This window comes from Micromonospora chokoriensis, from assembly GCF_000718555.1.
Classification (GTDB): Bacteria; Actinomycetota; Actinomycetes; order Mycobacteriales; family Micromonosporaceae; genus Micromonospora; species Micromonospora chokoriensis_B.
Genome location: NZ_JOAN01000001.1, coordinates 299,269 through 311,993, shown reverse-complemented (window position 1 = coordinate 311,993; position 12,725 = coordinate 299,269). Strand labels below are relative to the sequence as shown.

9 protein-coding genes and 1 riboswitch are annotated in these 12,725 nt (G+C 71.5%); of the genes, 4 read left to right on the top strand and 5 right to left on the bottom strand.

Going from position 1 to position 12,725, the window contains the following annotated elements; translation table 11 throughout:
• Positions 1–1,965, bottom strand: a complete 1,965-nt coding sequence (locus IF46_RS0101425; protein WP_232233913.1) for a heavy metal translocating P-type ATPase — start codon at positions 1,963–1,965, stop codon at positions 1–3.
• A gap of 506 nt (positions 1,966–2,471) precedes the next feature.
• Here IF46_RS0101425 and IF46_RS0101420 point away from each other — a divergent pair.
• Together IF46_RS0101420 and IF46_RS0101415 are read left to right on the top strand one after the other, a co-directional pair.
• Positions 2,472–3,842 carry a YibE/F family protein gene (locus IF46_RS0101420; RefSeq protein WP_030486413.1) on the top strand — a complete coding sequence of 457 codons (1,371 nt, stop codon included), beginning with the start codon at positions 2,472–2,474 and terminating at the stop codon, positions 3,840–3,842.
• Positions 3,843–4,008: 166 nt separating this feature from the next.
• Positions 4,009–4,139, top strand: a riboswitch (cyclic di-AMP (ydaO/yuaA leader).
• Positions 4,140–4,143: 4 nt separating this feature from the next.
• Positions 4,144–5,163, top strand: a complete 1,020-nt coding sequence (locus IF46_RS0101415) for a coiled-coil domain-containing protein (RefSeq protein WP_030486412.1) — start codon at positions 4,144–4,146, stop codon at positions 5,161–5,163.
• Between the two features lie 56 nt (positions 5,164–5,219).
• Here IF46_RS0101415 and IF46_RS0101410 read toward each other — a convergent pair whose 3' ends face one another.
• A complete protein-coding gene (locus IF46_RS0101410; protein ID WP_030486411.1) occupies positions 5,220–5,939 on the bottom strand; it encodes a carbonic anhydrase in 720 nt (239 codons plus the stop codon).
• Between the two features lie 226 nt (positions 5,940–6,165).
• On the opposite strand from IF46_RS0101410, the gene IF46_RS0101405 reads away from it, so the two are divergent.
• Complete coding sequence (locus tag IF46_RS0101405) at positions 6,166–6,501, top strand: helix-turn-helix transcriptional regulator (protein ID WP_030486410.1); 336 nt, start codon at positions 6,166–6,168, stop codon at positions 6,499–6,501.
• A 51-nt stretch (positions 6,502–6,552) separates the two neighbouring features.
• Positions 6,553–7,782 carry a type VII secretion-associated serine protease mycosin gene (gene mycP / locus IF46_RS0101400; RefSeq protein ID WP_232233900.1) on the top strand — a complete coding sequence of 410 codons (1,230 nt, stop codon included), beginning with the start codon at positions 6,553–6,555 and terminating at the stop codon, positions 7,780–7,782.
• 90 nt (positions 7,783–7,872) lie between these two features.
• On the opposite strand, the gene IF46_RS0101395 is transcribed toward mycP, so the two are convergent.
• The 3 genes from IF46_RS0101395 to IF46_RS0101385 form a co-directional block, all read right to left on the bottom strand.
• Positions 7,873–8,151: a WXG100 family type VII secretion target gene (locus tag IF46_RS0101395; protein WP_030329555.1), complete on the bottom strand. Its 279-nt coding sequence runs from the start codon at positions 8,149–8,151 to the stop codon at positions 7,873–7,875.
• 25 nt (positions 8,152–8,176) lie between these two features.
• Entirely contained in the window at positions 8,177–8,485 is a 309-nt protein-coding gene (locus IF46_RS0101390; RefSeq protein WP_030329557.1) for a WXG100 family type VII secretion target, read from the bottom strand.
• 205 nt (positions 8,486–8,690) lie between these two features.
• Positions 8,691–12,656, bottom strand: a complete 3,966-nt coding sequence (locus IF46_RS0101385; protein ID WP_030486408.1) for a type VII secretion protein EccC — start codon at positions 12,654–12,656, stop codon at positions 8,691–8,693.
• Positions 12,657–12,725 lie beyond the last annotated feature (69 nt).

Sequence of the window (12,725 nt, the reverse complement as noted above, 5' to 3'; positions counted from 1 at the left end):
TCAGTCCGGGGCAGGGTCGAGACGGACCCTGCGCAGCAACTGCGCGTTGAGCGCCACCACGATTGTGGACGCCGACATCAGCACCGCGGCCAGCGCCGGGCTCAACGCCACGCCGGCCCAGGCCAGCACCCCGGCGGCCAGCGGCAGCGCCACGATGTTGTAGCCCGCCGCCCAGGCCAGGTTCTGGCGCATCTTCCGGTACGACGCCCGGGACAGCCGAACCACGGCCCCCACCCCGCGCGGGTCCGAGGAGGCCAGCACCACCCCGGCTGACTCGATCGCCACATCGGTGCCCGCGCCGATCGCGATGCCCACGTCCGCTCGGGCCAGCGCTGGCGCGTCGTTCACCCCGTCGCCGACCATCGCCACGACCAACCCCCGGCGCTGGAGCTCGGCCACCCGATCGTCCTTCTCCGCCGGCAGCACCTCGGCGAAGACCTCGTCGACGCCGGACCGGAAGCCGAGGTCGGCGGCGACCGCCTCGGCCACCGACCGCGCGTCACCAGTGATCATGGCGATGATCCGGACGCCCTCGGCACGCAGCTCGTCGACAGCGCGCCGGGCCTCCGGACGCACCTCGTCGGTCAACGCGAACGCACCGAGCACGGTCTCCGGCAGCCGCACCAGGTGCAGCACCGCGGCACCCCGCGCCGACCACCGCCCGGTCGCGGCCTCCACCTCCGCCGGAGGCGCGAGGCCCAGCTCCCGCAGCAGCGCCGGCCCGCCCACCGCGTACTCCGTACCGTCGATTGTCGCCTGCACACCGCGGCCCGGCAGCGACCGGAACCCGGCGGCCCGGGCCGGGCCGGCGGGCCCGGCCGCCGCCACGATCGCCCGGGCCAACGGATGTTCGCTGTCCGACTCCACGCCCGCCGCGATCCGCAGCACCTCGTCCCGCTCGACGCCAGGTGCCGTCACCAGGTCGGTAACCCCGTGCTCACCCCGGGTCAGCGTGCCGGTCTTGTCGAAGAGCACCGCGCCGACGGTCCGCATCCGTTCCAGCGCCAGCCGGTCCTTGACCAGGATCCCGGACCGTGCGGCGAGCGCGGTGGAGAGCGCGACGACAAGCGGGATGGCCAGCCCCAGCGCGTGCGGGCAGGCGATCACCAGGACGGTGACCGCACGGACCACCGCCTCGTCCGGCTGACCGAGCGCGGTCCAGACCAGCACGGTCAGCACGGCGGTGCCGGTGGCCAGGTAGAACAGCGCGGCGGCGAACCGGTCGGCCAGGAGTTGGGCCCGCCCACCGGAGCCCTGGGCCTGGGCGACCATCCGCTGGATGCCGGCGAGGGCGGTCTGCTCACCCAGCGCCTCGACCCGCACCCGGATCGCCGAGTCGGTGGCGACGGTGCCGGCCACCACCCGGTCGCCGGTCGACCGGCCGACCGGCCGTGACTCGCCAGTGATCATCGATTCGTCCAGCTCGGCGCCGCCGTCGACGACCCGGCCGTCCGCCGGCACCCGAGCCCCCGGCCGGACCAGCACCACGTCACCGAGCCGGAGGTCGGTCACCGGCACCGCCTCGACCCGCCCGTCCGCCGTCACCCGTTCGGCCTCGTCGGGCAGCAGCGCGGCCAGCGCCGCGAGCGCCCCCCGGGCCTGCCCGATGGCCTTCATCTCCTGCCAGTGCCCCAGCAGCATGATGGTGACCAGCGCGGCCAACTCCCACCAGAAGTCCAGATCGAAGACGCCGACGCTGGTCGCCAACGACGCGGTGTACGCGACCGTGATCGCCATCGCGACCAGCAGCATCATGCCGGGCGCCCGGTCCCGCACCTCCCGGACCGCACCGACCAGGAACGGCCAACCACCCCACCAGAAAACCACCGAGCCGAGCACCGGGCCCACCCAGGATCGGCCGGGGACGACGTCCCCACCCAGGCCCAGCTGATCCGACACGAGGTGGCTCGTCAGCACCACCGGAACGGTCAACACCAGGCAGACCCAGAACCGGCGACGGAACATCGCCGGATCGTGCCCGGCGTGTTTGTCGTGCGGCGCGTGCTTGTCGTGCCGCGCGTGTTTGTCGTGCCGCGCGTGTTTGTCGTGCGGCGCGTGCTTGTCGTGCCGCGCGTGCTTGTCGTGCGGCACGGGCTTGTCGTGCGGCACGGGCTCGGCGTGCGATGGGTGGTCGGGGTCGGGCGGTGATGCAGCGGACATGGCTCCAACATGCCGGTCCGGGTGCCGCCACGCGGGCGGTTCGGCCACCCGACACTCCGGCACGACCTGCAACCCCCGGACGGGCTGACTAGCATCTCCAACGATGGTCCTCCGAATGCCGCCGCACAGTCGGGCACCGGCGTCGATTCGACGTGGCGACGCCTCCGGCCGATCGGGCCGAGCACTGACCGTCCGTGATCAAGCGGTCGTCAGGCAGCGATCCGCCCCGCCGTCCGCCGCGTTTCCACCGCGAACGGTGAACCGCCCGGCCCGCTGACCCGTACCCCGCACCGGATCGTTGGGAGTCTCGCTTGGGTTCCGACCACACCCACCCTGCTCCGTCCGCCTCACCACGGGTGCGACGGATCCTCGTCGTGACGGTGGTGCCCCTCTTCGTCGCCACCGTGCTCGCCGCGGTGCTGCTCTGGCCACGCGGCGAGTCATCGCAGAACGACGTTGGCGCCGACGTGCCGCGCTACCCCGGCACGGTGACCCGGGTGGTGACCGAGCCGTGCCCGCCGACGCCGTCGGCTCCCGAGGGCACACCGAGGGTCGGCGACGGGCGATGCGGCACTGTCGACGTCCGGGTGGACGACGGGCCGACCGCCGGCCAGCAGGTCCAGACGCCGGTGCCCGACGGACCCGGCGCACCTCGGGTCGAGGTTGGCGACGAGGTCATCCTGGTCGAGCTGACCGATCCCACCGATCCCAGCATCAGCAACTGGAACATCGCCGAGCATCAACGCGGCACCCCGATGGTGTGGCTGGCGGTGGTCTTCGCGGCCGCCATCGTCGCGTTCGGGCGGTGGCGGGGTCTGGCCGCGCTCGCCGGGCTGGCCGCCAGCTTCGCCATCCTGCTCACCTTCGTGCTGCCGGGCATCGGCGCCGGCAGGTCACCCCTGCTGGTGGCGGTGGTCGGCGCAGCCCTGATCATGTTCGTGGTGCTCTACCTGACGCACGGGGTCACCGCACAGACCTCGGTCGCGGTGCTCGGCACCCTGGGCAGCCTGGTGCTGACCGGCGTGCTCGCCACCATCGCCACGGCCGCGACACACCTCACCGGCTTCGGCAGCGAAGACGCCACCACCCTGTCGATGTTCCAGGGCGACGTGGACCTGCACGGTCTACTGCTCGCCGGAATCATCATCGGATCGCTCGGCGTGCTCGACGACGTGACGGTCACCCAGGCGGCCACCGTCACCGAGCTGGCGAACGCCAACCCCGGCCTGAGCCGATTGCAGCTGTACCGTGCGGCCACCCGGGTCGGCCGCGCGCACATCGCCTCCACGGTCAACACCATCGTGCTGGCGTACGCGGGCGCGTCGCTACCCCTGCTGCTCCTGCTCACCGCCGACTCGCGGCCGATCGGGCAGATCCTCACCAGTGAGTTCCTCGCGCAGGAGATCGTCCGCAGCGCGGTCGCCACCCTCGGTCTGATCGCCGCCGTGCCGCTGACCACCGGGCTGGCCGCAGTGGTGACCGCTGCCGGGCGTACCGACGCGACGCCCTCGGCCGACGCTTCCGCGTCCCGGCCCCAACCGGACCGCGCGGAGGCACTGGCCGCACTCATCGCACCGCGTACGGCCGGCTCCGACGAGCCGGATCGTCCGCGGACCGCACCCCCATCCGAGGCCACCGACCGGTGGCCGGAGTCGAACAGGAGCACGGATACGGCATGGTGACACTCCTCAGCGTGACCAGATCGGGCATCCACCCTGAGAACCACGTCACTGGTCACTCAACGCTATGGCGAAATGACGCTTTTGGTCGGCCTCCAGGCGTAGCTCACCCGGTCGACTCTCGGGTAACCTCGCTGCCGGTTACCGATGAAGGCGCGAAGCGGCGCCTGCGGTGCCACCGCCCAATCGCCAACCGGCGAGCCGGGGACCCAGTTACGTGGGGTGCATCCGCGTCAGCGGTAGGGGCCACTTCCGCCCCGAACCCGTCAGCTAACCCGGTCGGCGGTCGACGGAAGGGAACATTGTGACGGCACCCCTACGCCGCTGGTTGACGCCCGTGGTGGCCGTGATCGCCGCACTGACCGTGCTCGCCGGGCCGCTCCCGGCGCACGCCGCCCCGACGACCCCCACGCCGTCCGGGCACGAGGAGGACAGCGAGCCCAAGCTGCTCACCGACGTCATCGAGCAGGCCAACCGGGACTTCTCCGCCGCCAAGTCCAAGCTGGAGAAATCCAAGAAGCGGCAGGGAGAGTTGGCGCTGGAGGTCGCGCGGGCCAAGGCTGACCTGGACGCGTTGGCACCACAGGTCGGGCAGATCGCCGCCCAGTCGTACCGGACCGGTCGGATCGGCGCGATCGCGATGCTGCTGGAGAGCGACCGCCCCGACACGTTCGTGGAGCGCGCCGCGGCGCTCGACGAGATGAACATGGTCAACGAGAGGAAACTCGCCGAGGTCAACGCTGTGAAGACCCGCGCCGAGCAGGCCAAGCTGGGCCTCGACACGGAGGTTCGGGAGCAGCAGAAGCAGACCGCCGTGATGGCGCGGCGCAAGACCGAGGCCGACAAGGCGCTCTCCCTCGTCGGTGGGAAGGGCTTCACCGGCGGTCTGGTGGATGCCACGTCGATGGTCGCGAAGGTCGGTCCGGGTCGCACGGCCGACGGTGACTGGAAGGCTCAGTCGTGCAGCGAGGACGACCCCACCACGTCGGGCTGCATCACGCCCCGCACGCTGCACGCGTACAAGGAGGTCAAGCGGGCCGGCTTCAACCGGTTCGTCGGCTGCTACCGCTCCGGTGGGCCGTGGGAGCACCCGAAGGGCAAGGCCTGCGACTGGTCGCTGCAGAAGAGCGGCTTCGCCCCCTGGCACAACGACGACACCCGGATGTACGGCAACAACGTCGCCGCGTTCCTGATCCGTAACGCCGACCGGCTCGGCATCTACTACGTGATCTGGAACCGGCAGATCTGGTTCCCGGCGACCGGCTGGAGTTCGTACAGCGGGCCGTCGAACCACACCGACCACGTCCACATGTCGCTGCTCTGACCCGCACGATCCTGGTCGAGGGCCGTTCCGCGTCACGCGGAGCGGCCCTCGTCGCGTCAGGCGGCGGCTGGCTCGGCCGATCCGGTCGGGACGCCCAACGGCGCGAAGTCGGCCGGCACGGCGGCCACCGGGCGCACCACCCCGGCGGCGAGCCGGTACGACACACCCACCACCGCGCACCGCCCCTGCGCCACCTCGTCGGCCAACACGGGGGACTGCCCGAGCAACGTCTCGACGGTGTGTGCGATGTGGATGTCGACGATGCCGTCGATGTCGTCCACGCCCTCGGCCTCGGCCCGACGCAGGCTGGGCAGCACGGCGTCGACCACCGCGCGCAGATGACCACTGGGTGCGGTACCGGTCGCGGTGGACTCTCGGGCGGCCTGCACCGCGCCGCACGAGTCATGGCCGAGCACCACCACCAGCGGAGTGCCGAGCACGGTCACCGCGTACTCCACGCTGCCGAGCACCTCTGGGCCGGCGGTGTGCCCGGCCGTGCGGACCACGAACAGGTCGCCCAGCCCCCGGTCGAAGATGATCTCGGCGGCCAGGCGGGAGTCGGAGCAGCCGACGATCACCGCGAACGGGTGTTGCCCGTCGGCCACAGCGGCCCGGTGCCCGGCGTCCTGGTTGGGGTGGCGTGGGGCGCCACCGACGAAGCGCTGGTTGCCGGCGACCAGTTCGGCGTACGCCCGGGCCGGCTTGCTGAGCGCGGACGCCTGGTCGGTGGTCCGCTGCGAACCCGGCTGACCGCCGGCGCTCCCGGTATGACTCATCCCGCACCTCGTCTCGACGCATCTCACCTGGTCAAAGCGGCTTTCCGCCGGCCGGGCGACGGGCGGCTGGCTCGTGCTCCACGGTCACACGCACCGTAAGATGCGTCAAGGTATGCGTGATTTAGATTTCATACGTTGACCGGGTCGCCCCCCTGGGCAATCTTCCCGGGGTAGGGCGGGCGAGACTTTCGCGAGGCAGTCGGACATCCGGAAAGGCGGTCACACGATGGCGGGCACCGTGACGGGCGACACCGGCGGCGGACGGAACTGGACGTTCCTCACCAATCACGGGCACGTTCTGCTGGCCATCGCCCGCGATCCGACCGCCCGGCTGCGTGATGTCGCCGCCGAGGTCGGCGTGACCGAACGGGCCGCGCAGGCGATCGTCGCCGACCTGGAGGCGGGCGGCTACCTGCACCGCACCCGGGTCGGGCGGCGCAACGAGTACACCCTCAACCCGGCCGGCCGGTTCCGGCACCCCGCCGAGGCCGACCGGCAGGTCGGCGACCTGCTCGCGCTCTTCGCCGAAACTCCCACCGCGAAGGCACCGCCGGGGGCCTGACCCCCGTTACCGGGGGCCGCTGCCCGGCGGTCCCGGCGGTAACCTTCATGGGTGCGCGAATGCCCCTCGTTGAGCGCGACCCCGTCCCGCCGCGCCCTCCGCGGCGTCCTCAGTGGAACGCTGGCGGCCCTGCTCGGCGTCGGCCTGGTGGCACCCTCCCCCGCGACCGCGGCACCGCCCATCTGCGGTCCCGGCGGTGCCGCGAGCCTGACCGAGACGCCGTGGGCGCTGCGCCGGCTTGAGCCGTCCTCGGCGTGGCCGCTGTCCCGGGGCGCCGGGATGACGGTGGCCGTGATCGACTCCGGAGTCTCCGCCGCCCACCCGCTCCTCAAGGGCCAGGTGCTCCAGGGGCGAGATTTCAACGACCTGCCAGCCCGGCAGGGCCAGTGCGACGAGGCCGGGCACGGCACGCTGATCGCCGGCATCATCGCGGGCCGGGAGGGCTCGGGCGTCCCGTTCAGTGGCATCGCCCCGGCCGCCCGCATCCTGCCCATCCGGGTCCTGCCGCTGACCGGGGAGGTCAACAACCCGCAACTCCCCGTGGAGATCGCCGAGGCCATCGACTGGGCCGTCGCACAGGGCGCCGACGTGATCAACCTGTCCCTGACGACGTTTCCCCACCCCGCGTTGACGGCAGCCGTCGAGCGCGCCCTGGCCAAGCGGGTGGTGCTGGTCGCCGCCGCCGGCAACTGGAACGAAAACTCCCAGAACCGTCCGGGCTACCCGGCCGCGTACCCCGGGGTGATCGCGGTCGGTGGGGTGGACGAGCAGGGCGGCCACGTCGGCACCTCGATCAGCGGCGACTACGTCGACATCGCCGCGCCGGGAATGAACATCATCGGGCCGGCGCCCGGAAACGCCGGCTACCGCACCGTGCCGGACGGCGGCACCAGCTACGCCGCCGCGTACGTGTCGGGAGTGGCCGCGCTGGTCCGGGCCGCCTACCCGGATCTCAACCCGCAGCAGGTCGCGGATCGGCTGGAACGCACCGCGGACAACCCACCCGAGGGCCACAACGCCGACATCGGCTATGGCATGGTCAACCCGTACCGGGCGGTGTCGAGCCTGCTCGGCACCCGGGCGAACCCGCCCGTCGGCGCGCTCCCGGCACCCGCCGTGCGCGACGACCCACTGAGCTGGCAGCGCCCGGCCGCGATCTGGGCGGCGGCCGTCGGCGGGCTGCTCGCCGTGCTGCTGCTGATCACCGGGCCGATCGTGGCCCGAGGCCGCCGACGCGACTGGCGGCCCGGCCGACGCACCGACGCACCGGCTGCCGGCTGACCGGCGCCCCGACCTACGAGGCCGACACCAGCGCCAACGCAGAGCGGCTCCGGGCCGGCGAACCGGACCGGAGCCGCTCGGGCGAATGCCTCAGCTCCACACCTTGGAGTTGCTCATCTCCGTGGTGAGGTAGTTTTCGCGCGCGATGCCCACGGCACCGCCGATCTCGTTCAGGATCCGGTTGATGTCCCGGACCGCCGCATCCCACTTGGCCTGGTGCTGCTCGTAGGCAACCCGGTCCTCGCCGTCCCAGTGGAGCTTGGTCAGCATCGACCGCAGGGTGTCAAGCTTTTCCTCGAGGGTCTTCGAGATGGCCTGCATCTGCTGGTTGCTGCTCTCGAGGACCGCATAGTCAACTTTGATCGTCACGATTTCCTCCTCTGCCAGCTGCTGATCACGGGTTGAGCGCAGAGTGGAACTTGTCCAGCATCTGCTGCTGCTCTTCGTCGTTGACCTGGTGCGTCGTACCCGACTTGTCGAGCAGGTCAGCGATGCTGTCCATCGCCGTCAGCAGTTTGACGGTGTCCTCGTTCCAGCGCGTCATCAGCGACTGGAAGCCCGTGGACGCCTGACCCTTCCACGCGATGGCCAGGTCGTCGACCACGTTCCACAGCTTCTTCAGCTCGCCGTCGACCTCGCTGCGCGTGGACCGCACGTCACTCGCGGCGGTATGCAGAGTCGCAGCTTCGACCTCGAACGCCATGCTTCACACCCTTCCGTCTGTTGTGGTGGCGGCTTCGCCGCACCCCTCCCCCGCGGCAAGGCAGCAACACCCCACCGACGGACACTCCTGAGAAGACCGTAGCGGAACCTGTCCAGACCCCGCAGCCCTGGCCGACGGCGTTCGATGGATGGTGGTGAATCGGGCCGAGATCGCTCACCACACCCTGTCGAACGGCCGAGCCCGCTCAGGACGGCTCGGACCACGCGGTCTGAATCAGCTGCTGGCCGTCGCGACGGCGCACCAACGTGCCCCGTCCCGGCGGCTGCGGGCTCGGTCGCAACGTGCCGAAGACCGCACCCTCCTCCCGGTTGCCGGACATCAGCAGGCCCGGCGAGTCCAACTCGCGCAGCCGCTGCAGCACCGGCTCGTAGAGCGCCCTGGACACACCACCCACTCGCCGCGTGATGATCAGGTGCAGACCGATGTCGCGGGCCTGCGGCAACAACTCCTGCAGGGCGCTGAGCGGGTTGCTGCCGCCCGACGCCACCAGGTCGTAGTCGTCCACCAGGATGTACAGGTCCGGGCCCTTCCACCAGCTGCGATCGCGCAGCTGTGCGGTGGTCACATCCGGGCCGGGCAGTCGGTTCGACAGCGCGCTGCGGATCGACCCCAGCCCCTGGGCGAACGCCTGGTTCGACGGGGCGTAGTCGAGCAGGTGGTCACCCTCCACCGCCCCCAGCAGGCCACGCCGATAGTCGGCGATCACCAACCGGGCCTGCGCCGGCGTGTACCGCTCGGTGATGCCCCGGGCGATCAGGCGCAGCAGGTTGGTCTTGCCGCACTCCGCGTCGCCGAAGACCGTCAGGTGCGGCTCGTTGGCCAGATCCAGGTAGACCGGCGCGAGCGCCGACTCGTTGACGCCGATCGGCAGGCCGGGCGCCGACCGGTCGATGATCCGGGCCAGCTCCGCCACCGGCAGCTTGCGCGGCAGCAACCGCACCTTCGGCGCCGGACGGCCCGGCCAGTTCGCCGCCACGTGCCCGGCCAGCGACAGCGAGGCCTCGCTCAGATCGTCGATGTCGCGACGACCGTCGATCCGCGAGATGGCGGTGAGGAAGTGCAGCTTGTCCCGGGTCAGGCCCCGACCAGGCGACTTCTCCGGCACGTTGTTCGCCGCGCGGCGGTCGATCTCGGACTCCGATGCGTCACCGAGGCGCAGCTCCAACTTGGTGCCGAGCAGGTCCCGCATGTTGATCCGGATCTCCGCCCACCGCACGGCGGTGAGCACCACGTGCACACCGAAGCCGAGGCCCCGGTTGGCCAACGTGGTGATGGTCTGCTCCAGCTCCTCGTACTCCTGGCGCAGCGTGTTCCACCCGTCCACCACCAGGAACACGTCGCCGAACGGGTCATCCGCGAACTCACCAGCGGCACGGCGACGGCGGTAGCTCGCCACCGAGTCGATGCCGTGCTGAGCGAAACGAGTCTCCCGTTCGTCCAGCACGGCGACCACCTCAGCCACCGTCCGGCGTACCGCCTCGACGTCGCGCCGACCGGCCACCCCGGCCATGTGCGGCAGCCGCTCCATGCTGCGCAGCGCGCCACCGCCGAAGTCCAGGCAGAAGAACTGCACCTCGCGGGGCGTGTGCGTGAGCGCCATCGAGGCGAGCAGCGTACGCAGCATCGTGCTCTTGCCGCTCAGTGACCGACCGACGATGACCACGTTGCCGCCGGCCCCGGCCAGCTCGACCATCATCGGGTCCCGGCGCTGCTCGTACGGGCGGTCCACCACGCCGACCGGCACGGTCAGCCGCCCACGCCCGGGCCAGGACGCGGTGCACAGCCCGTAGGTCGGGTCGACCGCCAGCGGGCCGAGCAGCTCACCCAGGCCCGGCGGGTCCGCCAGCGGCGGCAGCCACACCTGGTGGGCCGGGCGGCCTCGGCCTTTGAGCTGGTCGATCAGGACGTCGAGCATCGCCACGGCCTTGCCGTCGGCCGGCTGCTCCGGCTCCGGGGTGGTGACCACCGGCATCTGCGGGGCCTGCGCCGGAACGAAGTCCAGGCCGTACGGCACGATCCGACGCTGCACCAACGCCTGCGAGGCGGAGGCCTGCTGCCCAGGCGCCCGGTACGCCCCCGACACGTACGCGGCCCGGAATCGCAGCATGGTGCTGGTGTCGGTCTTCAGGTAGCCGTGGCCCGGGGCGTTCGGCAGCTCGTACGCGTCCGGTACGCCGAGCACGATGCGGCTCTCCACCGCGGAGAACGTCCGCAGACCGATCCGGTACGACAGGTGTGTGTCGAGGCCACGCAGCTTGCCCTCTTCGAGGCGCTGGCTGGCCAGCAGCAGGTGCACGCCGAGCGACCGGCCCAACCGGCCGATCATCACGAACAGGTCGATGAAGTCCGGCTTCGCGGCGAGCAGTTCGCTGAACTCGTCACAGATGATCAGCAAGCTGGGCATCGGGGCCAGCGGCTCACCGGCCGCGCGCGCCTTCTCGTACTCGAAGCGGGAGACGTAGTTGCCGGCCGCCCGCAGCAGCTCCTGCCGGCGCACCATCTCGCCGGCGAGCGCGTCGCGCATCCGGTCGACAAGCGGCAGCTCGTCGGCCAGGTTGGTGATCACCGCGCTGGTGTGCGGCAACGCCTCCAACGAGGCGAAGGTCGCGCCGCCCTTGAAGTCCACCAGGACGAAGTTCAGCTCCTCCGACGAGTGGGTCACCGCCAGCGCGGCCACCACCGTACGAAGCAGCTCGCTCTTACCGGAGCCGGTCGCGCCGATCACCAGACCGTGCGGGCCCATGCCCTCGTGCGCGGACTCCTTGAAGTCGAGCTCGACCACGTTGCCGTCCGGGCCGACACCGAGCGGGATGCGCAGCCGATCGCGGTGACCACGCGGGCGCCAGGTGGTCTGCACGTCCACCGCCGCGGCGTCACCCACACCGAGGAGGTCGGGCAGCTCCGTGCTGCGGGCCAGCGGTTCCTCGTTGCTGGTCTGCTGCTGGGAGAGCCGGTAGGGGGCGATCTGTCGGGCCAGCCCCTCGGCGGCCTCGGCGCTGAGCTGGTCGGGCCGACCCAGTGTCGACGACGTGCTGCCCCGGACCAGTTCGAGTGAACTGCCGTCACCGACGTCGAGGCAGAGCAGCCAGCGGCCGGCGTCGCGCGGCACCGTCCCGGAGAGGTCGATCACGGTGGTGCCGAGCAGACCCGGGCCGACCAACTGACAGGTCGGTGCGATCTCCCCACCATCAATCACCACGACCAGGTGCGGCGCGGTGGTCAGCGGCTTGGCCTCCGGGGCGAACCGAGGCCGCCCGGCCAGCTCACCGGCGAGCGACGCCTCGGCCTCGGCCAGGCTGGCGAAGACCAGCCGACGCGCGCCGGCCGCATCCGTACGGCCGCTGTGGTGGGCGTGTGGCAGCCACTTCACCCAGCCCCAGGAGGACTGCCGATCAGGCGCGGCGACCACCGCGATCACCAGGTCGTCCGGGGCGTGGAAGGTGGCCAACTGCCCGAGCGCCGCCCGGGTCAGATCGAGCACGGGCTCACGGTCGCCGCGCAGCACCACCCGGCTGAACGCGCGCACCGACAGCGCCGTCGGCAGTTCGGGCACTGTGGAGTGCGCGCGGACGAACCGGCGAAGCGCGATGGCGCTCATCGGCTCCAGGTCCTCCACCGGCTTCGTCTCCGGTGGGACGATCTCCACCGCGAGCCGCTGCGGGCCGAGGGCGATCCGGGTCTCACCGAAGTCGTCCTCGGTGATCCGTCGTTCCCAGAGTCGACGGGACGCGGCGATCGACCAGAGCGCGTCGGGCTCCGGGTGCCGCCAGGCCATCGCCGCCCGCTGCTGCTCGGCGGCGCGCCGGGTGCGCTTGCGCATCTGCGCCAGGTAACGCATGTAGTCGCGGCGATCGGCGTTCAGCTCGGCCTTGTCCTTGCCACCGCTGTTGGCCAGCGAGCCGATCGCCATGCCGAGCATCGAGACACCGAACAGACCACCGGCGACGTACGTCATCATGCCGCCGCCCTTGCCGGCGTAGAGGAACGCCATGGCACCGACCCCGCAGAACATCGGCAGGATCATGAGCAGCTGACCCATCCCGCGCGGTGTCGGCTCGGGCAGCTCGGGAGGCGACTCCAGCAGCACCTCGCCGCGCGGTAAGGCCGGTCCCGGCTGACGCGGGAGCCGGCGGAACACCACCGTGCTCACGGCTGTCTCCTCCCCAGAAGCGGCCCTGATGACGTGCCGGCGCGAAACACAGCCCGCGGGTGGGCATCG